The following is a 22,324-nucleotide window of genomic DNA, read 5'->3' on the forward strand; positions in this document are numbered from 1 at the left end:
AATGAAAATATTAGAGGTAAATAATATTAATGTATTTTATGATAAAATACATGCAATTAAAGATATTTCTTTTTATATAAATAAAGGAGAGATTGTATCTTTTATTGGTGCTAATGGTGCAGGTAAGAGTACAACTTTAAATGCAATTTCTAACCTTTTAAAAATTAAATCAGGAGAAATAGCATTATTTGGAGAAAATACAGTAAATATCAAGGCTCACAAATTAGTTTCAAGAGGGATAGCACATGTTCCAGAAGGAAGAAGAATTTTTACAGAATTAACTGTATTAGAAAATTTATTTATGGGTTCTTTTACAAGACCAAAATCAGAAATAAAGGAAAATTTAGAGAAGATGTTTAAACTTTTTCCAAGACTTAGAGAAAGAAAAAATCAATTATCTGGAACTATGAGTGGAGGGGAGCAACAAATGCTAGCTATGGCAAGAGCATTAATGTCTAAACCTAAATTACTTTTATTAGATGAACCTTCTATGGGTCTTGCTCCGTTGTTAGTTAAAGAGATATTTGAAATTGTAAAAAAAGTCAATAAAGAAGAAAATGTAACCATATTACTTGTTGAACAGAATGCTAAGATGTCTCTTGAGATATCTGATAGAGCATATGTTATTGAAACAGGTGAAATAATACTTGAAGGTAAAGGATTAGATTTAATAGATAATCCTATAATTAAAAAAGCATATTTAGGTGGATAATAAAATAAGTACTATCATGTCATTGATAGTACTTTTTTAATCATTAATCATTTTATCTATTAATATATCAAAAAATTTTAAAAATTCTTCTATAGGTTCTTTATTTCTCATTCTTTTTAATTTAAGGCAAGTTCCTTCAAGATTATTTATTAATAAGTAAGTATAATAATCTATAAATTCTGATTTGTATTTATTATGAACTATACTTAATGTTTCTAAGAAAAAATATATTCTACTTTCTATTTGAAAATATGCATCAGCTATTTTTGTATTAATCTCATCACTTAAATTAGAAAGTTCAGAATTAAGATTTCCTAAAGGTGAACCACCATAGAATTTTTTAGTATTACTATTATATATACCGAATAATAAATCATTTTCTTTATTTTTAGCTGTATTATCTTCATCTTCTATTTCTATAATTGCAACATTATTTAAAAAAATAGAAAAAAAAGATTTAAGTTTGTATATAGATAAATCATCTACATTTTTTTCAAATAATTTTAAAATATTTTCTCTATGATAATCTATTACTTGTAATAGTAAATCATCTTTACTTTTAAAGTAATAATAAAAAGAACCTTTTGGAATATTACATACATCTAATATATCTTGAACACCAGTATTAACGTATCCTTTTTTAAAGAAAAGATTTGCACTTTGAACTATTACATTTTGTTTTTTTTCTTGTAATAATTTCTTTTTTTCCATGTATTTCACCTCTTGATTACAGTTTAATATTAAAAAGATATAAAGTCAACATTTTTTTCGACATTTTGGTCTAAGACAGTATAATTTCCAAAATCAATACTATAATCATTTACGATTTTCTTTGAAAATGAACCATGTACTTCTTTTATACCTAACTCTTTAAATTTATGAAGATTATTAACATTTATTCCACAACCAGCTATAATAGGTAAATTTTCTTCTACTGCTTTTTTGATATTTTCTATACCTATTTCTACATTTTTTTCATGACCTGATGTAAGTATCCTAGTTATACCTAATTTTACTAATAACCGTATATTATTAAAATAATCATTACTTACATCTATAGCTCTATGAAATATTGCTTCTTTGTTGTATTTTTTAGCTAGATTTATAAATTCTTTACTTTTTTGTATATCTATACTATTATCATGATTTAAAAAACCAAAAACTATACCTTTTATAGGTAATTTCAATAAATATTTAGCATCTTCTTTCATTATCTTATATTCATTTTCAGTATATGTAAAATCACCTTCCCTAAGTCTTACCATAACAACTATATCCTTACTTGAAACTTCTAAAGCTTTTTTAACTAATGCATATGATGGAGTTAATCCTCCTACGCTTATCCCTTGATTAAGTTCTATTCTTGAAATATTTAGTTTTTCAGCTATTATTACATCTTCTATATTACCTGCACAAATTTCTATTTTCATTTTATACCTCCTAATATATTATACATTAAACTATGATAAAAAAATATTTAAATTGCAATATTTATCTATTAAATGTATACTTTAATATATAGTTTTTAAACTTATAAAAAATATTTAAATTATAGGAGGAAAAGATGAAAGTAACTATGGGAGGAAATCCAATTACTTTAATTGGAAATCAAGTGAAAGTAGGAGAAATGGCTCCAGATTTCAAAGCGTTGAAAGGGGATTTAAGTGAATTTAAGTTAAGTGATTATTTAGGTAAAAAAATAGTATTAACTTCTTTCCCATCAATAGATACAGGAATATGTGCAATACAAGCAACTAAATTTAATCAAGAAATAAGTAAATTTGATGATGCAGTACTTATAACTATTTCAAATGATTTACCTTTTGCATTAAATAGATATTGTGGTGCTAATGGAATCGATAATGCGATTACTATTTCAGATCATAAAGATGTTGATTTTGGAATGAAATATGGAATGTTAATAGAAGAGTTAAGATTACTTTCAAGAGCTGTGTTTGTAATTGATAAAGAAGGTAAATTAGCCTTTATAGAAGTATGTCAAGAAATTAAAAGTGAACCAAATTATGAAGAAGCTTTAAAAGTATTAAGTAGAATATAAAAAATGGTAGATTTAATCTACCATTTTTATATATATAAGTTCTAAAGAGTTAATGTGATTTTATCTTGTTATGAAATATATTAAGAATATTATAAATAATAACCAAACTACTTTTCCAATTTTTTTACGTTTACTTGTAAATAATTTACTTAATACATATACTATAAATCCAGCTGCAATACCATCTGCTATAGAATAAGATAATATCATTACTACTATAGTTATAAATCCAGCTGCTGCAGTTGAGAAATCACGCCAATCAACATTAGAAAGTTGTGTTGCCATTAAAATACCAACTACTACAAGTGAAGGCGCAACTACAGGTTCTAAGAACACTCCATTAACTTCTATACCAGATATTACTGTTAATAAAGGAGAAAATAAAGTAGATAATAAGAATAATAAACCAACAATTATTGAAGTTAGTCCAGTTCTTCCACCAACAGCAACTCCACTAGTAGATTCTATATAACTTGTAACATTTGAAGTTCCTAAAGCTGATCCTACTATAGTACCTATAGCATCTGAATAGAACATTTTATCCATATCATAATTTTTTCTACCATTATTATTAATCTTATTTGTAACAGCTATTAATGTACCTGCTGTATCAAAGAAATCAACAAATAACATTGTAAATACAACTATTATAGTTTGTGGTTTATTCATTATTGATTTTAATCCATCTAAAAAAGCTCCAATTGCTGAAGTGTCAAATTGTATACTTACTATTTTTGTTGGAGTTGCAGGCATTCCAGTAATTCCTGCTTTATTTAAAATAATACCAACAATTGCAGTTATAAATAACCCTATAAATATTCCTGATTTAAATTCTAAACTCATTAAAATAATTGTTATAAATAATCCAAATAATGCAAGTAATACAGTAGGATTTTTGAAGTTTCTTAGTGTAACTAATGTAGCAGGATTAGCTACTATTACTCCCATTTTAACAAGACCAATAAATGCAATGAAGAAACCTATTCCAGCTCCTATAGATTGTTTTAAACCTACTGGTATAGAGTCTATAATCAATTTTCTTAATCCTAACAATGAAATTAATAAAAATATTACTCCTGATAAAAATACCATTGCTAGAGCTTCTTGCCATGTATAACCATATTCAAGTACAACTGTATATGTAAAGAATGCATTAAGTCCCATACCAGGTGCTAGTGCTACAGGTGAGTTAGAATAAAACCCCATAAATATACAAGCTACAGCTGCAGATATAGCGGTTGCTAAGAAAACAGCATTTGCTGGTAGACCAGCAGTAGATAAAATACCTACATTAACTCCTAAAATATATGCCATAGTTAAAAATGTTGTAATTCCAGCTATTAACTCTGTTTTAAAATTAGTTTCATAAGTGTAAAATTTAAAAAATTTATTCACAAAAAAACTCCCTTCTGTATTTTTAAATCGCATCCATTAAAAATAAAAAAGAAAGTTCATAACTAAGAATATACAATATCTTCGTAGTCCTAGATCAAGGCTCTAGGGTAGAAACTTCCTTGCCATTTATAAGGAGATATACGATTTTTTTTCATAAACATATTATCATGAAATATAAAAAAAGTAAATAGTTTATAAAATTTCTTGAAAATTCAGCATAAATGATATATAATAACGTATATGTGAAAGTATATGTTTGATTAATAAAAGGAAAGGATGATTAAATTTGGATATACATCATCTGAAAATTTTTTACGAAACATGTAATGAAAAAAGCTTTACTAAGGCCGCTAAAAAATTATTTATAAGTCAATCAGCTGTTTCAATACAATTAAAGAAATTTGAACTTTCTATGTCAACGCAATTAATAGAAAGAAATTCTAAAACTTTTAAACTTACATTTGCAGGTAATGAATTATATAAGATGTCTCAAGATATATTTAATAAGATATCTCGTATGGAAAATGAAATGAAAAAGATAGTTTCAAATCATAAATCTAAAATTGTAGTTGGAGCAACACACAATATAGGAGAACCTCTTTTACCAAAGATAATTACAGATTATAGTAAAAAATACAAGGAAGTTGAGTTCGATTTATATATTAAAAATAGCACTTCACTTGTAAAACATATTAAAGATGGAATAATAGATATAGCTATGATGGAAGAAGAAATTGTAAATGAAAAAGATCTTAGATTTGTTCAAACTGATAATTATCCATTTGTAGTTATTGCACCTCCGTATGTTAATAGAGTAGAAGATATTAAAGAAATGAGTATGTTAAAAAAAGATACTCAATTAGCATCTAAATATATAGAAAAATTTGAAGAAATAATAAATCATAATTTTGACAGAAAAATAATTGTTAATGGTAGCAATGAAACTATTAAAAATCTTGTAATGAATGGTATGGGAATTAGTGTATTACCTTATTATTGTGTATATGAAGAAATTAAAGCTAAAAAAATGAATTTAGTTCATGAATTTGATAAGCTTGAAGATAAATTTCAGTTAGTTTATTTGAAAGAAAATGAAAATAAGGCGTGTATAGTAAACTTTGTTGAATTTTTTAAGCAGTATAATATAAAATTTGAAACAGATAGTATAATTAAAAAGAAATAAAAATATTGGGGTGCTGTAAAAGGCTGAGATTATACCCACAAACCTGATACAGGTAATGCTGGCGTAGGGAAGTATTTTTAAATTAAAGTATTTACTTCCTTTGCAGAAAGGAAGTTTTTTTATGAAAAAAATTATAGATAAATTAATTAGTTACTACTTAATATTTTTGATATTAATAATATGGCAATTATTATCTGGATTTGTAATAATACCAAAATTTTTATTGCCTTCGCCTATTGATGTAACAACAGCATTTATTAAAGATTTTTCTTTGATAATAAAACATACAAAATATACTATTACAGAGGCTTTCTCTGGACTTTTTTTAGGGACATTTTTTGCTTTCATATTATCAATGATCATGGATAGATTTGAGTTTATGTATAAAACAAATATGCCTTTACTTATTATCACTCAAACTATACCTACAGTAGCTATAGCACCTTTACTTGTATTATGGTTTGGATATGGTATGAGTTCTAAAATACTTTTGGTTATGCTTACAACATTTTTTCCTATAACTGTTGCTTTGCTTGATGGATATAAATCGGTAGATAAGGAAAATTTAATGCTTTTAAAATCTATGGGAGCTAATAAAATTCAGGAATATATATACGTTAAATTACCTAGTTCTTTGAGTTATTTTTTTTCAGGATTTAAAATATCTGTGTCATACTCTTTAGTAGGTGCAGTAGTATCAGAATGGCTTGGAGGGTTTTATGGTTTAGGAGTATATATGACTCGTGTTAGAAAATCATATTCATTTGATAAGATGTTTGCAATTATCTTTTTTATATCAGCATTAAGTCTATTTCTTATGACTATGGTTTCTAAAATGGAAAAATATATAATTAAATGGGAGGAAAAATGAAGAAAATACTAATTATATTTTTTGCTATGATTTTAATTGTGAGTTGTGGAATAAAACACGGTGAAACAAATAGAAAAAAAATAACTATAGTTCTTGATTGGGTACCTAATACTAATCATACAGGACTTTTTGTTGCTAAAGAAAAAGGATATTTTAATGAATATGGATTAGATGTAGAAATAGTGCAACCACCAGAAGGAAGTAGTACTCAACTAATAGGTATAGGTAAGGCTGAGTTAGGGATAAGTTTTCAAGATACATTAGCTAAATATTTTGCTACTAAAGAAAAATTACCTGTTACTGCTATTGCAACTATACTTCAACATAATACATCAGGTCTTGTATCTTTAAAGAATAAAAATATTACTTCATTTAAGAATTTGGAGGGTAAAACTTATGGTACATGGGAAGATCCTATAGAACAGGCTATAATTAAAAAATTAATGAAAGATGAAGGTGGAAATTTTGAAAAAGTTAATGTTATACCTTATTCATGGGACGTGTTAAAAGCACTTAAAATAGATACAGATGCTACATGGATATTTTATGGTTGGGATGGAATTGCTCTAAAAAATGCAGGATTTGATTTTAATTTTTTAGATGTTAAAATAGCGCCAGAACTTGATTATTATACACCAGTTATAATAGCAAATAATTACTTTTTATCAAATAATGAAGAAAGTGTTACAAATTTATTAAAAGCTATAGAAAAGGGATATAGATTTGTTTTGGAAAATGTTGAAGAATCTGTTGATATTTTATTAAAAGAAGCACCAGAGCTTGATAAAAACCTGGTGTTAGAATCTCAAAAATGGTTGAATAACTATTATGTAGATAAAGGTGTTAAATGGGGATATATAGATTCAAAAAGATGGAATACATTCTATGAATGGCTATTTAATAATGGATTACTTGAAAATCCAATAGAAAAAGATTTTGGGTTTACAAATAAGTATTTAGGAGAATAATATATATTTTATGATAAAATTAGAAGTGAGAAATTTAAGTGTTTTTTTAAATGGAAAAAACATAGTAAAAAACATTAATTTTCATGTTAATGATGGAGAACTTGTAAGCGTTATAGGTCCATCAGGGAGTGGTAAAACCACAATTTTTAATGCTGTTGCTGGAATTATACCCGTAAATACTGGAAAAGTTTTATTAAATAATATAGATGTTACAGGTAAAAATGGTAAAATGAGCTATATGCTTCAAAAAGATTTATTACTGCCATTTAAAAATATAATAGAAAATATTGCACTTCCTTTAATAATTAAGGGTATGGATAAGAAGAAAGCTTTTGAAAAAGTAATGAATAATCTTGAAGTTTTTGGACTTTTAGGACTAGAGCATAAATATCCTAGAGAATTATCTGGGGGACAAAGACAAAGGGCTGCATTTTTAAGAACATATATGTTTTCTGATGGTATGAATTTACTTGATGAACCATTTTCATCACTTGATTTAATAACAAAATCAAATATACATAAATGGTATATGGAAATTAGAAAAAAATTAAATATTACAACCTTATTAATAACCCATGATATAGATGAGGCTATATTATTATCTAATAGAATATATATATTAAATGGTAATGGTAAAATTTCTAAAGAAATACATATTGATTTGGGGTTAAGGGATAATACAACAATGGATTTTATAGAGTTTAAGAAAAAAATATTAGAAGAATTAGAAAAAAAATAGTATAATAAGTGTGGCGAAATTATCACCACACTTATTAAAAACATATGTTATATAAAAAACTTTCAAAAAAACACAAAAAGTGTTGACAAAGAATTTTAAATGTGATAATATAATTCTTGTCGATAGGACAATGTAACAACGGTGTATAGCGCAGCTCGGTAGCGCACTTGCCTTGGGAGCAAGGGGTCACAGGTTCAAATCCTGTTACACCGACCATTTTATGCGGGAGTAACTCAGTTGGTAGAGTGTCAGCCTTCCAAGCTGAATGTCGCGAGTTCGACCCTCGTCTCCCGCTCCATTTTTATTTATGGTGTCCGTAGTTCAGTTGGTAGAGCGCCAGTTTGTGGCACTGGTTGTCGCGGGTTCAAGTCCCGTCGGTCACCCCATACATGCGCGAGTGGTGAAATTGGCATACACGCTAGACTTAGGATCTAGTGCTTCGGCGTGTGGGTTCGAGTCCCACCTTGCGCACCATTTTTGTTAAAATGAATAATCATTTGAACAAACTAAAGACAGTAGGTACAAAGTAAATCCTACCGAGGTGAGTTCTGAGTATAATACATATATTTAAGGTATATACTTCTAGCCTCGCCCACTAAAATATAGTGGTTTTTTTATTTACAAGGAGGTGAAACAATATGGCATCAAAGGCTAATATTGCAGCAGTAGAAATGTTAACTGAAAAATTAAGAGAAGCAAAAGCAGTAGTTTTCGTTGATTATAAAGGAATTACAGTTAATGAAGATACAAAATTAAGAAGTGAAGCAAGAAAAGTTAATGTAGAATATTTTGTTGCTAAAAACAGATTAGTACAAATAGCTTTAAAAAATGTTGGTTTAGATCTTGAGTTAAAAGAATTAGCTGAAGGAACAACATCTTTTGCTTTAGGTTTTGAAGATGGAGTTGCACCATCAAAATTAATCTATGATTTTGCACAACAATTTAAAGGTGAAAAATTAAAAATTAAAGGTGGAATAATAGATGGAAAAGTAGCTGATAAAAACATGATAGAATCATTAGCTAAGTTACCATCAAGACCAGAATTACTAGGTATGATAGCATACGGATTATTATCGCCAGTAAGAATGTTAGCAGTTGGATTATCTAACGTAGCAGAACAAAAAGAAGCTTAATAATATATATATTTAAAAAATAGGAGGAAATAAAATGGCATTTAATAAAGAACAATTTATTGAAGATTTAAAAGCAATGACAGTATTAGAATTAAAAGAAGTAGTAGAAGCTATAGAAGAAACTTTTGGAGTATCAGCACAACCAGTTGCAGTTGCAGGTGGAGCAGTAGCTGCTGAAGCAGTTGAAGAAAAAACAAACTTCGATGTAGTATTAACAGGAGCAGGAGCTAACAAAATAGCAGTTATTAAAGAAGTAAGAGCTATTACAGGATTAGGATTAAAAGAAGCTAAAGACTTAGTAGATAACGGTGGAGCAGTTAAAGAAGGAGCTTCAAAAGAAGAAGCAGAAGAAATTAAAGGTAAATTAGAAGCTGCTGGAGCATCTGTAGAATTAAAATAATAACATATTAAAAAAATAGGGAAATAGACATCCGAAATACGTGATGTCTTTTTCCTCATTTATAACACCATTCAAATTTCAAATCTTTTTACTTTGATCATTTTTATATTTAACACATTATTTTCGGTGTATCAAGGTATATTTTTCATAGGAGGAAACTTAAAAAAATGAATAACAAACTGATTAAAAGATATAGTTTTGGGAAAATTAAAGACAGGGGAGAGATGCCTAATTTTTTAGAATTTCAATTGGATTCTTATGAAGATTTTTTACAAACAAAAAGATCTCATGATTCAAGAGAATTAAAAGGACTTGAGGCAATATTCCAAGAAACATTCCCAATAGAATCTGCTAATGGTACTTTAAAGTTAGAGTATTTTGGGTATGAAATACACGATAGTGAAGCACCGTTAAATGACGAGTTAGAATGTAAAAAAAGAGGAAAAACATATTCAGGTCAATTAAAAGTTAGATTAAGATTAATAAATAATAAAACTGGAGAAATTAAAGAAACATTAGTACATTTTGGAGATATACCTTTAATGACTGATAAGGCTACTTTTATAATAAATGGAGCAGAAAGAGTAGTTGTTTCTCAATTACATAGATCTCCAGGTATTACTTTTAATAAAGAATTAAATATGCAAACTGGTAAAGACATGTTTATCGGTAAAATTATTCCATATAAAGGAACTTGGCTTGAATTTGAAACAGATAAAAATGATGTTTTAAATGTGAAAATTGATAGAAAGAAAAAAGTATTAGCATCTGTATTTTTAAAAGCAGTTAAATTCTTTGAATCTAACGCTGAAATAATGGATGAATTTTTTGAAGTTAAAACTATAGAACTTGCACCTATATACAAAAAGTATAAGAATATAGAAGATGCAAAAAGTATTATTAGAACAGAAATAGAAGGTTCATTTGTTAATGAAGATATAGTAAATGAAAAAACAGGGGAAATAATAATAGAAGCAGAAAGTTTTATAGATGAAATTACTGTAGATAAATTAATTGAGTTTAATATTTCTGAAATTACTATATGGGAAGTAAAACCAGAAGATAGAATGATAGCTAAGTCAATTAAAGATGATCATACTAAATCATCTGATGAAGCTGTGGTAGAGGTATTTAAGAAAATAAAGCCAGGAGATATAGTTACTGTAGAAAGTGCGTATAATTTAATTATACCTATGTTCTTTAATCCTCAAAGATATGATTTTGCACCAGTTGGAAGATATAAAATTAATAAGAGGTTAAAACTTGAAGGAGAGATTAACGAACAAGATATAGTTTTAACAAGGAAAGATGTGATAGCAACTATAAATTACTTAAAAGTACTATACAATGGTGGTGGAAGTACTGATGATATAGATAATTTATCAAATAGAAGAGTAAGAGGAGTAGGTGAGCTATTATCTATTCAAATTAAAGGTGGAGTAGCTAAAATGTCTAAAATGGTTAAAGAAAAAATGCAAACACAAGACATTAATACTTTAACACCTCAAAGTTTATTAAACACTAAACCATTAAATGCATTAATATTAGAATTTTTTGGTAGTGGACAATTATCTCAATTTATGGATCAATCAAATCCTCTTGCAGAACTTACTCATAAAAGAAGAATATCAGCATTAGGACCTGGAGGATTATCAAGAGATAGAGCAGGATTTGAAGTTAGAGACGTTCATAATTCACATTATGGAAGAGTTTGTCCTATAGAAACTCCGGAAGGACCGAATATAGGATTAATAGCTTCACTTTCAACTTATGGTAAGGTAAATAAATATGGATTTATTGAAACTCCTTTTGTTAAGGTTAAAAATGGAGTGGCTGACTTTAATGATATTAGTTATCTTGCAGCTGATGAAGAAGAAGGACTGTTCATAGCCCAAGCAGATACTAACATAGATGAAAAAGGAAAATTACTTGATAAAGATATTACATGTAGATATGGTGATGAAATAGTTCATGTTAAAAAAGAACAAGTTGATTTAATGGACGTTTCACCTAAACAAATAGTTTCAGTATCAGCAGGTTTAATTCCATTTTTAGAACATGATGATGCTAACCGTGCATTAATGGGATCAAATATGCAAAGACAAGCAGTACCATTACTTAAAACAGAAGCTCCATATGTAGGAACAGGTCTTGAAAGAAAAGTTGCTATAGATTCTGGAGCAGTACTTGTATCTAAAGTAAATGGAGAAGTTACTTACGTTGATGCAAGTAAGATTATAGTTACAGATGAAAAAGGTGATGAACACTTACATAGATTATTAAACTTTGAAAAATCTAATCAAAGTATGTGTTTACATCAAAAACCAATAATAGATTTAGGAGATAAGGTAAATAAAGGGGACATATTAGCAGATGGACCTTCTACATCAGGTGGAGATTTATCTTTAGGTAAAAATATATTACTTGCATTCATGCCTTGGGAAGGATATAACTTCGAGGATGGAATATTAATATCAGAAAGATTAAGAAAAGATGATGTATTTACATCATTACATATAGAAGAATTTGATATTGAAGCAAGAACTACAAAACTTGGAGAAGAAGAAATTACAAGAGAGATACCTAATGTTTCTGAAGAAGCATTACGTAATTTAGATAAAGATGGTATTGTAAGAATAGGAGCTTATGTTGAACCAGATGATATATTAGTTGGTAAAGTAACTCCTAAAGGAGAAAGTGAACCGCCTGCTGAAGAAAGATTGTTAAGAGCAATTTTTGGAGAAAAAGCTAAAGATGTAAGAGATACATCATTAAGATTACCACATGGAGTTAAAGGAACTGTAGTAGATGTATTAGTATTATCTAAAGAAAATAAAGATGACTTAAAAGCAGGGGTAAATAAGGTAGTAAGAGTTTACGTTGCAGAAAAAAGAAAAATAATGGTTGGAGATAAAATGTCAGGAAGACATGGTAATAAAGGAGTTATATCTCGTGTGTTACCTGTTGAAGATATGCCACATTTAGAAGACGGTACACCAGTTGATGTTTGTTTAAATCCATTAGGGGTTCCATCTCGTATGAATATAGGGCAAGTATTAGAGGTGCATTTAGGACTTGCTATAGGAGATATGAATAAATATATTGCAACTCCAGTATTTGATGGAGCAACTGAAGAAGATGTTAAAAATTACTTAGAAGAAGCTGGATATCCTAGAACTGGAAAAGTTAAACTAATTGATGGTAGAACTGGAGAATATTTTGACAATCCAGTAACTGTAGGAAGAATGTATATGTTAAAACTACATCATTTAGTTGAAGATAAGATGCATGCAAGGGCAATAGGACCATATTCACTAGTTACTCAACAACCACTTGGAGGTAAAGCTCAATTTGGTGGACAAAGATTAGGAGAAATGGAAGTTTGGGCTCTTGAAGCATATGGGGCTTCAAATATCCTTCAAGAAATGTTAACTGTTAAATCTGATGATATTAATGGTAGAACTAAAACTTATGAATCAATAATTAAGGGACAATCAATGCCAGAAGCAGACGCTCCTGAATCATTCAAAGTATTGATTAAAGAATTTCAATCTCTAGGACTAGATGTAAATCTATACAATAAAGAGGGAGAAAGAATAGAATTAGATAATAATTTTGAAGGATAAAAAAACTAGAATAAGGAGGCTCATATTCGATGAGTATAAGAGATTTTGATAGTATTCAAATTAAACTTGCTTCGCCTGAGAAGGTATTAGAATGGTCTTATGGAGAAGTAACTAAATCAGAAACTATAAATTATAGAACATTAAAACCAGAACCAGATGGTCTGTTTTGTGAGAGAATATTTGGACCAACAAAAGATTATGAATGTACATGTGGTAAACACAAAAAAATGAAAGATAAAGGAACTGTATGTGAAAAATGTAAAGTTACTATTACAACTTCTAAAGTTAGAAGAGAAAGAATGGGACACATTAAACTTGCAACTCCTATAGCCCATATTTGGTATTCTAAAGGAACACCAAATAAAATGAGTTTACTTCTAGGGATAAGTACTAAAGAACTTGAAGCTGTGTTATATTTCTCAAGATATATAGTTATAGATGGTGGAAATACTGAATTTAGTAAAAATCAAATTATTAGAGAACAACAGTACAGATTATGTATGGAAAGAAAAGAACGTGGTTCATTCCGTGCTAAAATGGGAGCTGAAGGTATATTAGATTTATTACAAGAATTAGAATTGCCAGTTTTAGAAAAAGAATTAGAAGCAGAAATTGATAAAGAAAATTCAACTCAAAAAAGAAAAAAAATGGTAAAAAGATTAAAAATAGTTAGAGATTTCATTAGTTCTGGAAATAAGCCTGAATGGTTAATCCTAACTATATTACCAGTTATACCAGCAGATTTAAGACCTTTAGTACAACTTGATGGTGGAAGATTTGCAACTAGTGATTTAAATGATTTATATAGAAGAGTAATAAATAGAAATATTAGATTACAAAAATTAATAGATTCTAACGCTCCAGAAATAATGATAAGAAATGAAAAAAGAATGCTTCAAGAAGCAGTAGATGCTCTAATAGATAATGGTAGACGTGGTAAACCAGTTGTTACTCAATCTAATAGAGAACTTAAATCATTATCAAATATGTTAAAAGGTAAACAAGGTAGATTTAGACAAAACTTACTTGGAAAACGTGTGGATTATTCAGGACGTTCTGTTATAGTAGTAGGACCAAATTTAAAAATCCATCAATGTGGATTACCTAAGAAAATGGCATTAGAATTATACAAACCATTTTTAATGAGAGAATTAGTTAAAAGAGGAATATCTAGCAACGTTAAAACTGCTAAAAAAATGGTAGAAGAGGAAAATGAAGCAGTTTGGGAATTAATAGAAGAAATTATTAAAAATCACCCAGTGTTATTAAACCGTGCCCCAACTCTACATAGATTATCAATACAAGCATTTGAACCAACATTAATTGAAGGAAAAGCTATTAGACTTCATCCATTAGTATGTTCTGCTTTCAATGCCGATTTTGATGGAGACCAAATGGCTGTTCACTTAGTTTTATCACCAGAGGCACAACTTGAGGCTAAGTTATTAATGCTTGCTACTAATAATATTATTGCTCCTTCAAGTGGTAAACCTATAGCAGTTCCATCTCAAGATATGGTTATGGGTTGTTATTACATGACTAAAGAAAGATTAGGAGAAATAGGAGAAAATAAATCTTTTTCTAGTATAAATCAGTTAATAACAGCATATCAAAATGAAAAGGTTGGAGTTCATGCATTAGTTAATGTAAGAATAGATGGTAAAATTATTAGAACTACACCAGGTAGAATAATATTTAACCAATTATTACCAGAAGAAATTAGAAATTATGAAGTTACTTTTGGTAAAGGAGAATTAGGAAAATTAATAGCAGGACTATATGAACAATATGGATTTGAAAAAACTTGTGAATTAATAGATAAAATTAAAGAATTTGGATATCACTTTGCTACATTTGCTGGGGTAAGTGTTGGTATAGAAGATTTACAAATTCCAGTTGAGAAAAAAGCTATACTTGCTAAAGCAGATCAGGATGTATTAGATATTGAAAATGCATATAAAGCAGGTGAAATTATTAATGATGAAAGATATAGAAGAACAGTTCAAGTATGGAATAAAGCTACTAATGATGTAACTAAAGCCATGATGGATAGTTTAGATCAATTTAATCCAGTATACATGATGGCAAATTCTGGAGCCAGAGGTTCTATTGCACAGATTCGTCAATTAGGTGGAATGCGTGGAATGATGTCAAATACTAAAGGGGAAATTATAGAAATACCAATTAAAGCAAACTTTAGAGAAGGATTAAACGTATTAGAGTTCTTTATGTCATCACATGGTGCGAGAAAAGGGTTAGCAGATACGGCTTTAAGAACTGCCGATTCAGGATATTTAACAAGAAGACTTGTAGATGTTTCTCATGAATTAATAGTTAATAAAGATGATTGTGGTTGTGGAAATCATGGAATAGAAGTAAGTGATTTAACTTATGAAGGTAAAGTTATAGAAAAATTAGAAGAAAGAATATATGGAAGATTCCTAGCTGAAGATTTAGTAGATGATGGAAAAGTAATAGCTAAAGCAAATACTTTAATTACTAAAGATTTATTATCTGAAATAATTAAGAGAAACATAAGTAGTGTTAAGATGAGATCACCATTAACATGTAGACTTGATAAAGGTGTATGTAAAAAATGTTATGGTGTTGATTTATCTAACCATAAAGAAGTATTACTTGGAGAAGCAGTAGGAGTTATTGCAGCTCAATCAATTGGAGAACCTGGAACTCAGCTTACAATGCGTACTTTCCATACAGGAGGGGTAGCTACAGGTTCTGAAGTTCAATCTGATTATAAGGCAGATGAGGACGGAAAAATTAAATTTGAAAACATTGAAACATTTACTTATCCTGATGGTAGAGAAATAGTTGTTTCATCAATAGGTAAAGTAATATTAGGTAAATATCGTTATGAAGTACCTTCAGGTTCAACATTAAGAGTTAAAAATAATGAAAAAGTAACAAGAGGACAAGTATTAATAGAGTTTGATCCTTTCCAAACTCCAACTATTTCAACAGTAGCTGGACGTATTGAATTTAGAGATATATATATTAAAGAAAATATAGATGTTAAATATGATGTTACTGAAAGATTAGCTATTAAACCTATAGAAAGCACTCAAGTTAAACCAAGAGTTATAGTATATGATGATAAAGGTAAGAAAATAAAAGAATATGACATAAGTTATGGTTCTTATTTATTATTTAAAGAAGGAGAAATGATTAAACCAGGAGATATAATTTCTAAATTACCTAAAACAGGTGGAGGAAATAAAGATATTACTGGAGGTCTTCCAAGAGTTCAAGAATTATTTGAAGCTAGAAATCTAAAAGGTAAGGCTATACTTGCTAATGTTGGTGGAAGAATTAAGTTCTCAGATAAAACTAAAAAAGGTATGAGAGTTGTTGAAATTCATGATATAGATAAAGATACTGTAATAGAAGAATATTCAATACCTGCTGGAGAGCATTTAGTAGTTTCAAATGAAATGATAATAAATGCTGGAGATAAATTAACAGAAGGGCCTATATCACCACATGATATATTAAGAATTAAAGGAGCAGTTGAGGCACAACAATTTATACTTGAATCAGTACAAGAAGTATATAGAAGCCAAGGTGTTACTGTTAATGATAAACATATAGAAATAATAGTTAAACAAATGTTCCAAAAGATTAGAATTAAAGAATCAGGAGATTCATTATTCTTAGAAGATGAATTAGTAGATAAAAAAGTAATTGAAAGAGAGAACAAAATTTTAGTTTCTAAAGGTAAGAAACCTGCAATTTTTGAACCTGTTATTCAAGGTATAACAAAAGCAGCTGTAAATACAGAAAGCTTTATATCAGCATCATCATTCCAAGAAACAACTAAAGTATTAGCAAATGCAGCAGTTGAAGGAAAAGTGGATAGACTTGAAGGGCTTAAAGAAAATGTAACTATAGGTAAGAAAATACCAGGAGGAACAGGATTTAAAAATTATAAGGATTTAAATTTATACTTAGGTGAAGATGACGGTAAAATAATAGATGAAATATAATATATAAGGGGAGTAATCCCCTTGTATGTTACTTAGGAGAGTTAAAATGAAAGGAAGATTATTCATAGTTTCAGGACCGTCAGGATCTGGAAAATCTACTGTTACAAAACTAGTAAGAGATATGTTAAATATACCTTTAGCAATTTCTGTAACTACCCGTCAAATGAGAACTGGAGAAGTTGATGGTAAGGATTATTACTTTATAACTAAGGAAGAATTTGAACAAAAAATTAATGAAAATGGATTATTTGAATATGCAAATGTTCATGGAAATTATTATGGTACTTTAAATTCAGAAATTGAAAAACATTTAGAAAATGGTAAAAATGTTATTCTTGAAATTGATGTACAGGGTGGAGTTATAGCTAAGAATAAAAGAAATGATTCTACTTTAATATTTTTTAAAGCTCCTGATCTTGATGAATTAGAAAAAAGATTAAGAGGAAGAAATACAGATAGTGAGAAAGTAATACAAAAAAGATTAGAAAATGCTATTAAAGAACTTGAATATGAAAAGGATTATGATTATACAATAATTAACTATGATATTGAAGATTCTTGCAAGCAACTTATTAACATCATAGAAAGCTAGAGGAGAAAAACTATGAAAAAAGAAAAAGTTTCAGTAGATGAACTATTAAAAAAAATACCCAATAAATATGAGTTAGCTATTTTAGCTGGTAAGGCAGCTAGAAAAGAATTTATAGAGGGTGTAGAAAAATTTAAAATTATAGATAATGTATTTGAAGATATATTGGAGGAAAAAGTTAAAATTGTTGAAAATGATTAATATATTATATTGACAATTTTAAATATCACACTATACTTATATTATGGAGGAGTATATGTATAAACTGTCTGAAGATGAAGAAAAAATAATTAATAATATTGATATAGTTGATCTAATAGGACAATATGTTGATTTAAATAAGGCAGGAGTAAATTATAAGGGATATTCTCCTTTTAAAAGTGAAAATACTCCATCATTTTCTGTTAGTCCAAGAAAAAAGATTTTTAAGGATTTTAGTACAGGAAAAGGTGGAAATATAATAAATTTTTATTCATATATTAAAAATATTTCTTATTATGAAGCATTGTATGAACTTTCACAAAAATATGGTATAAGAATAAAAAAAAATAATTCAAAGTATAATGTTAAAGAAAGTATTGGACATAAGATTTTAAGAGAAGCATTAGAGTTTTTTAAATCAAATTTTGAAAAATCAGTAGAAGCTAAGGAATATTTAATTAATAGAGGATTTAATTTAAATGATTTAAATAGATATGATATAGGTTATGCTAATGATGAATGGTATTCACTATATTATCATTTAAAAGAAAAATATGAAACTGAAGAATTAATTAAATTAGGTTTAGTTACAGTAAGTTCTACAGATAGCACTAATATTTATGATACATTTAGGGAAAGAATAATATTTCCTATATTTAATAGTTATCAACAAATAGTTGGTTTTGGTGGTAGATATATAGGAAAAAATGTAAATATACCTAAATATATAAATTCTAATGAAAGCTATATTTTTGATAAAAGTAGTGAATTATATGGATTATTTAATAGAGGTATAGAAATAAAAGAGAAAAAATATGCAATATTAATGGAAGGTTTTTTAGATGTGCTTAGTTCACATATTAATACTTTTAATAATGCAGTTGCTTCTTTAGGAACAGCCTTTACTGAAAATCAGGCTAAGTTATTAAAAAAATATACAGACAATGTAATTATAATGTATGATAAAGATGATGCAGGTCAAAAAGCAACTAAATCAGTAATAAATATATTAAATAAATTAGAATTTAATATTAAATGTGCCAGTTTACCTGATGATGTAAAAGATCCTGATGAATATTTTAAAAAGTATAGTAAAAATGATTTTGTTAATATATTAGGTAAATCAATTGGATCATTAGATTATGTAATACAAATGGATTTAAAAGATTTTGATTTTACTCAAACTGCCTCAAAAAGAGAAGCTATAGAATTGATGAAATCATATTTTGAGAATATAACTAATGATATAGTATATAATGATGAAATAAAAATATTTTCAAGATTAATTGATGTAGAATCTGAATATATTCTGTCAAGATATAGAAGAAATATTGTTAAAAATGTTAAGAGTACGAATGTTTTAAAAAATAATACTAAAGATAATTTTAATGAAAAGATAAACAGACAAGAAGAGTTAGAAAAATTAAGTATAGTTTTCTTGTTATTTGGAGAAGAAGTTGATCAAATGTTGTATAATATGCTTAAATCTTTTGAGTTTAAAAGTGATAAATATATGGAGTTACATAAGAAACTTTTATCTGTTAATTATGAAATGAATGAAATTTCTACACTTGTTTTAACAAAAGATGAAGAAGAGTTTATGATAGAAACAACATGTGAGTTTAAAAACAATTATACAGACGAAGACTATATTAGAATAATTAAAACTTGGTTAGAATTATTGATAAGAAAATATGAACATTTAATTGATATTTTACCTATTAATGAAAAGATTAGAAAAAAAATATATGTAGGTAAATTATTAAATAAACTTAGAAATATTGTAAATATTAATAATTTAGAGAAATGTTATAAAGAAATAATAGTTTTAAAGGGAGATTGAAATGGCGGCTAAAAATATAGATTTAAAAGAAAGTTTATCTAATTTAATTAAAATAGCGAAAGAAGAGAAAATTATTAGTAGAGAAGAAATTAATAAGTTAATGAAAAATAATTTTTCTCAAGATAAAATAGATGCTACATTTTTTAAGTTACAAGAATTAAATGTAGAAATTGTAAATAAAATAGCCGACAAAAATAAATCGAAAGAAAAAAAAGAAGAACCAGAAATAAATATTGATGAAAAAGAAGTCGAAGCCCTATTAAACGAAGATTTAACAGCTGTTAGTGAATCATCAGATGTTGATGAACCAATTAAAATGTATTTAAGAGAAATAGGTCAAATACCTTTACTTAAAAGTGAAGAAGAATTTGAATTAGCAAGACGTATAGTTGAAGGTGATGAAAGAGCAAAACAACAACTTATGGAATCAAATTTAAGATTAGTTGTAAGTATTGCTAAAAAACATACAAATAGAGGGTTAAAATTACTTGATTTAATCCAAGAGGGTAATATAGGATTAATGAAGGCAGTTGAAAAATTTGAATCAGATAAAGGCTTTAAGTTTTCAACATATGCTACATGGTGGATAAGACAGGCAATAACAAGAGCTATAGCAGATCAAGGTAGAACTATAAGAATACCTGTACATATGATAGAAACTATAAATAAAATAAAGAAAGCATCAAGAATTCATTTACAAGAGACAGGTAAAGAACCTACTGATGATTATTTAGCTGAAATAGTTGAAATGCCAGTAGAAAAAGTTAAAAATATTTTAGAAATGAATCAAGATCCAATATCATTAGAAACTCCAGTAGGAAGTGAAGATGATTCAGAATTAGGAGATTTCGTTGAAGATGATAAATTTTTAAATCCTCACGAAGCTACAGTAAGGTCAGTATTAAAAGAGAAATTAAATGAAATACTTAGAAAAGAATTAAATGAAAGAGAAGAACAAGTATTAAGATTAAGATACGGACTTGATGATGGAGCCCCTAAAACTTTAGAAGAGGTTGGAAGAATATTTGATGTAACAAGGGAAAGAATACGTCAAATAGAAGTTAAGGCTATAAATAAATTGAAAAATATTAAAAAGAAAAAAGGATTAGAAGATTTTAGAAATTAGAGTGATTCATATCACTCTTTTTTATGTGTACAAAATAATTGACAAATATCACTAAATATGTTACTATATCATAGTAAAAGAAAATATCAGTATTGATATTAAAAAGTAGAATTTTGATTCTCACCTTTCCATAGCGTTTAGTGTGCATAGGCTTAATATGAGTTAGGTTATTAGTAATTAATTTATGTTAGATTATATCTAATAGTTTTTTATTGATAATTGAGAACAAGATTTTATCTTGTTTTTTTATTACAAAAATATAGGAGGTGTTCTTTATTAAGGGAACTGGAAAAACTGATGGGTCTAGAATCAATGATGAAATTAGAGCTAAAGAAGTAAGATTAATTTCAGAGGAGGGTGGACAATTAGGTGTGATGTCTTTCCATGAAGCTTATAGTATAGCTCAAGAAAAAAATCTTGATTTAGTAGAGATGTCTTCAAATAATGGGGTTTCGGTATGCAAAATAATGGATTATGGGAAGTATCGGTATGAAAAGATAAAAAAAGATAAAGAAAATAAGAAAAAACAAAAAAATACTGTAATTAAAGAAATTAGAATTAAACCTCATATTGATACACATGATATGGAAACTAAAATTAATCAAATTGATAAGTTTTTAGAAAAAGAAAATAAAGTGAAAATCAGTTTAAGATTATCGGGAAGAGAAAAATTGCATTCAGAAACAGCTATAAAAGTTCTTGATGAATTTGCAAGTGTCTTTGAAGATAAAGCTATAGTTGAGAAGAAATACGGTAGAGAGCAAGTACAAAAATTCGTTATGCTTTCACCTAAAAAATAGACAAGAGGAGGAAAAATTATGCCAAAGATGAAAACACACAAAGGAGCTAAAAAAAGAATTAAAGTAACAGGGACAGGTAAATTCGTAGTTAAACATTCAGGAAAAAACCATATATTAACTAAGAAGACTCATAAGAGAAAGAAAAGATTAGGAAAAGATCAAGTGTTAGCTGGCGGAGCAGCTAAAAAAGTTTCAAGATTATTAGCAGGACAAGAAGGAAGATAATAACTTATATAAGGAGGAAAGAAAATGCCAAGAGTAAAAACAGGAATAGTAAGAAGAAAAAGACATAAAAAAGTATTAAATGAAGCAAAAGGATACAGAGGATCTACAAAGACTAATTATAAAAAGGCTAATGAAGCTGTTAAAAAAGCTATGGCTTATGCAACAGAACATAGAAAATTAAAGAAAAGAACAATGAGAGAATTATGGATAATCAGAATTAATGCAGCAACTCGTGCTGAAGGATTATCATACTCAAGATTTATGAATGGATTAAAGAAATTAAATATAGAATTAGATAGAAAAGTTTTAGCTGAATTAGCTTTAAACAATTCTGTAGAATTTAAAGCTTTAGTAGAAAAAGTAAAAGCTTTATAATACATAAAACTGGATTATATATATAATTCAGTTTTTTATTTAAAAGTGGTATAATATATCAAAAATAAAGGTGGTGTA

Annotated in this window: 20 protein-coding genes, 4 tRNA genes, 2 riboswitches and 1 other annotated feature; of the genes, 21 read left to right on the forward strand and 3 right to left on the reverse strand. The window is 27.6% G+C overall.

Annotation, left to right across the window (positions count from 1 at the left end; all coding sequences use genetic code 11):
• The first annotated feature begins 1 nt into the window (after position 1).
• Positions 2 to 712, forward strand: a complete 711-nt coding sequence (locus BUE91_RS03440) for an ABC transporter ATP-binding protein (RefSeq protein ID WP_066899528.1) — start codon at positions 2 to 4, stop codon at positions 710 to 712.
• A gap of 36 nt (positions 713 to 748) precedes the next feature.
• Here BUE91_RS03440 and BUE91_RS03445 read toward each other — a convergent pair whose 3' ends face one another.
• Positions 749 to 1,423, reverse strand: a complete 675-nt coding sequence (locus BUE91_RS03445; protein WP_066899525.1) for a TetR/AcrR family transcriptional regulator — start codon at positions 1,421 to 1,423, stop codon at positions 749 to 751.
• 29 nt (positions 1,424 to 1,452) lie between these two features.
• On the reverse strand, positions 1,453 to 2,142 hold the full coding sequence (locus BUE91_RS03450) for a copper homeostasis protein CutC (RefSeq protein WP_073507968.1): 690 nt from the start codon (positions 2,140 to 2,142) through the stop codon (positions 1,453 to 1,455).
• Between the two features lie 134 nt (positions 2,143 to 2,276).
• Between BUE91_RS03450 and tpx the strand changes: the two genes are divergently transcribed.
• A complete protein-coding gene (gene tpx, locus BUE91_RS03455; protein ID WP_073507969.1) occupies positions 2,277 to 2,771 on the forward strand; it encodes a thiol peroxidase in 495 nt (164 codons plus the stop codon).
• 60 nt (positions 2,772 to 2,831) lie between these two features.
• On the opposite strand, the gene BUE91_RS03460 is transcribed toward tpx, so the two are convergent.
• Positions 2,832 to 4,166 (reverse strand): NCS2 family permease, encoded by a 1,335-nt coding sequence (locus tag BUE91_RS03460; protein WP_073507970.1) that lies wholly within the window; start codon positions 4,164 to 4,166, stop codon positions 2,832 to 2,834.
• 64 nt (positions 4,167 to 4,230) lie between these two features.
• A riboswitch (purine riboswitch) is annotated at positions 4,231 to 4,330 on the reverse strand.
• Between the two features lie 122 nt (positions 4,331 to 4,452).
• Between BUE91_RS03460 and BUE91_RS03465 the strand changes: the two genes are divergently transcribed.
• From BUE91_RS03465 to rplT, 19 genes are all read left to right on the forward strand, one after another.
• Positions 4,453 to 5,349, forward strand: coding sequence for a LysR family transcriptional regulator (locus BUE91_RS03465; protein ID WP_073507971.1), 897 nt, complete (start codon positions 4,453 to 4,455; stop codon positions 5,347 to 5,349).
• Positions 5,346 to 5,437, forward strand: a riboswitch (TPP riboswitch). (Overlaps the previous gene by 4 nt.)
• A 33-nt stretch (positions 5,438 to 5,470) precedes the next feature.
• On the forward strand, positions 5,471 to 6,220 hold the full coding sequence (locus BUE91_RS03470; RefSeq protein WP_073507972.1) for an ABC transporter permease: 750 nt from the start codon (positions 5,471 to 5,473) through the stop codon (positions 6,218 to 6,220).
• A complete protein-coding gene (locus BUE91_RS03475) occupies positions 6,217 to 7,188 on the forward strand; it encodes an ABC transporter substrate-binding protein (protein WP_073507973.1) in 972 nt (323 codons plus the stop codon). Before BUE91_RS03470 ends, BUE91_RS03475 begins: the two co-directional genes overlap by 4 nt.
• A 10-nt stretch (positions 7,189 to 7,198) precedes the next feature.
• Positions 7,199 to 7,927, forward strand: a complete 729-nt coding sequence (locus tag BUE91_RS03480) for an ABC transporter ATP-binding protein (RefSeq protein WP_066899513.1) — start codon at positions 7,199 to 7,201, stop codon at positions 7,925 to 7,927.
• Between the two features lie 139 nt (positions 7,928 to 8,066).
• A tRNA-Pro gene (locus tag BUE91_RS03485) sits at positions 8,067 to 8,143 on the forward strand.
• A 6-nt stretch (positions 8,144 to 8,149) separates the two neighbouring features.
• Positions 8,150 to 8,225: transfer RNA gene (locus BUE91_RS03490), tRNA-Gly, on the forward strand.
• Positions 8,226 to 8,237: 12 nt separating this feature from the next.
• Positions 8,238 to 8,313: transfer RNA gene (locus tag BUE91_RS03495), tRNA-His, on the forward strand.
• Positions 8,314 to 8,318: 5 nt separating this feature from the next.
• A tRNA-Leu gene (locus BUE91_RS03500) sits at positions 8,319 to 8,401 on the forward strand.
• A 14-nt stretch (positions 8,402 to 8,415) separates the two neighbouring features.
• Positions 8,416 to 8,551: a sequence feature (ribosomal protein L10 leader region), on the forward strand.
• 14 nt (positions 8,552 to 8,565) lie between these two features.
• On the forward strand, positions 8,566 to 9,060 hold the full coding sequence (gene rplJ, locus BUE91_RS03505; protein ID WP_066899511.1) for a 50S ribosomal protein L10: 495 nt from the start codon (positions 8,566 to 8,568) through the stop codon (positions 9,058 to 9,060).
• Between the two features lie 34 nt (positions 9,061 to 9,094).
• The gene (gene rplL / locus BUE91_RS03510) at positions 9,095 to 9,460 is read left to right on the forward strand and encodes a 50S ribosomal protein L7/L12 (RefSeq protein ID WP_066899509.1); all 366 of its coding nucleotides are present in this window, start codon (positions 9,095 to 9,097) and stop codon (positions 9,458 to 9,460) included.
• Between the two features lie 167 nt (positions 9,461 to 9,627).
• The gene (rpoB, locus tag BUE91_RS03515; protein ID WP_073507974.1) at positions 9,628 to 13,086 is read left to right on the forward strand and encodes a DNA-directed RNA polymerase subunit beta; all 3,459 of its coding nucleotides are present in this window, start codon (positions 9,628 to 9,630) and stop codon (positions 13,084 to 13,086) included.
• Positions 13,087 to 13,115: 29 nt separating this feature from the next.
• Positions 13,116 to 17,087, forward strand: coding sequence for a DNA-directed RNA polymerase subunit beta' (gene rpoC, locus BUE91_RS03520; protein ID WP_073507975.1), 3,972 nt, complete (start codon positions 13,116 to 13,118; stop codon positions 17,085 to 17,087).
• Positions 17,088 to 17,133: 46 nt separating this feature from the next.
• Positions 17,134 to 17,679 carry a guanylate kinase gene (gmk, locus tag BUE91_RS03525; protein WP_073507976.1) on the forward strand — a complete coding sequence of 182 codons (546 nt, stop codon included), beginning with the start codon at positions 17,134 to 17,136 and terminating at the stop codon, positions 17,677 to 17,679.
• Positions 17,680 to 17,691: 12 nt separating this feature from the next.
• On the forward strand, positions 17,692 to 17,877 hold the full coding sequence (rpoZ, locus tag BUE91_RS03530; RefSeq protein WP_066899501.1) for a DNA-directed RNA polymerase subunit omega: 186 nt from the start codon (positions 17,692 to 17,694) through the stop codon (positions 17,875 to 17,877).
• Positions 17,878 to 17,932: 55 nt separating this feature from the next.
• Positions 17,933 to 19,720, forward strand: coding sequence for a DNA primase (gene dnaG, locus BUE91_RS03535; protein WP_073507977.1), 1,788 nt, complete (start codon positions 17,933 to 17,935; stop codon positions 19,718 to 19,720).
• A gap of 1 nt (position 19,721) precedes the next feature.
• On the forward strand, positions 19,722 to 20,846 hold the full coding sequence (gene rpoD / locus BUE91_RS03540; protein WP_073507978.1) for an RNA polymerase sigma factor RpoD: 1,125 nt from the start codon (positions 19,722 to 19,724) through the stop codon (positions 20,844 to 20,846).
• 266 nt (positions 20,847 to 21,112) lie between these two features.
• A complete protein-coding gene (gene infC / locus BUE91_RS03545) occupies positions 21,113 to 21,646 on the forward strand; it encodes a translation initiation factor IF-3 (RefSeq protein WP_066899494.1) in 534 nt (177 codons plus the stop codon).
• Between the two features lie 18 nt (positions 21,647 to 21,664).
• Entirely contained in the window at positions 21,665 to 21,871 is a 207-nt protein-coding gene (gene rpmI / locus BUE91_RS03550) for a 50S ribosomal protein L35 (RefSeq protein ID WP_066899492.1), read from the forward strand.
• A 24-nt stretch (positions 21,872 to 21,895) separates the two neighbouring features.
• Positions 21,896 to 22,246, forward strand: coding sequence for a 50S ribosomal protein L20 (gene rplT / locus BUE91_RS03555; protein ID WP_066899490.1), 351 nt, complete (start codon positions 21,896 to 21,898; stop codon positions 22,244 to 22,246).
• Positions 22,247 to 22,324: the final 78 nt, after the last annotated feature.

It is taken from the genome of Streptobacillus notomytis (assembly GCF_001902585.1).
Classification (GTDB): Bacteria; Fusobacteriota; Fusobacteriia; order Fusobacteriales; family Leptotrichiaceae; genus Streptobacillus; species Streptobacillus notomytis.

Coding starts and splice junctions, on each gene's coding strand:
- BUE91_RS03440 (WP_066899528.1), top strand. CDS start 2: ATGAAAATATTAGAGGTAAATAATATTAATGTATTTTATGATAAAATA.
- BUE91_RS03445 (WP_066899525.1), bottom strand. CDS start 1,423: ATGGAAAAAAAGAAATTATTACAAGAAAAAAAACAAAATGTAATAGTT.
- BUE91_RS03450 (WP_073507968.1), bottom strand. CDS start 2,142: ATGAAAATAGAAATTTGTGCAGGTAATATAGAAGATGTAATAATAGCT.
- tpx (WP_073507969.1), top strand. CDS start 2,277: ATGAAAGTAACTATGGGAGGAAATCCAATTACTTTAATTGGAAATCAA.
- BUE91_RS03470 (WP_073507972.1), top strand. CDS start 5,471: ATGAAAAAAATTATAGATAAATTAATTAGTTACTACTTAATATTTTTG.
- BUE91_RS03475 (WP_073507973.1), top strand. CDS start 6,217: ATGAAGAAAATACTAATTATATTTTTTGCTATGATTTTAATTGTGAGT.
- BUE91_RS03480 (WP_066899513.1), top strand. CDS start 7,199: ATGATAAAATTAGAAGTGAGAAATTTAAGTGTTTTTTTAAATGGAAAA.
- rplJ (WP_066899511.1), top strand. CDS start 8,566: ATGGCATCAAAGGCTAATATTGCAGCAGTAGAAATGTTAACTGAAAAA.
- rplL (WP_066899509.1), top strand. CDS start 9,095: ATGGCATTTAATAAAGAACAATTTATTGAAGATTTAAAAGCAATGACA.
- rpoB (WP_073507974.1), top strand. CDS start 9,628: ATGAATAACAAACTGATTAAAAGATATAGTTTTGGGAAAATTAAAGAC.
- rpoC (WP_073507975.1), top strand. CDS start 13,116: ATGAGTATAAGAGATTTTGATAGTATTCAAATTAAACTTGCTTCGCCT.
- gmk (WP_073507976.1), top strand. CDS start 17,134: ATGAAAGGAAGATTATTCATAGTTTCAGGACCGTCAGGATCTGGAAAA.
- rpoZ (WP_066899501.1), top strand. CDS start 17,692: ATGAAAAAAGAAAAAGTTTCAGTAGATGAACTATTAAAAAAAATACCC.
- dnaG (WP_073507977.1), top strand. CDS start 17,933: ATGTATAAACTGTCTGAAGATGAAGAAAAAATAATTAATAATATTGAT.
- rpoD (WP_073507978.1), top strand. CDS start 19,722: ATGGCGGCTAAAAATATAGATTTAAAAGAAAGTTTATCTAATTTAATT.
- rpmI (WP_066899492.1), top strand. CDS start 21,665: ATGCCAAAGATGAAAACACACAAAGGAGCTAAAAAAAGAATTAAAGTA.
- rplT (WP_066899490.1), top strand. CDS start 21,896: ATGCCAAGAGTAAAAACAGGAATAGTAAGAAGAAAAAGACATAAAAAA.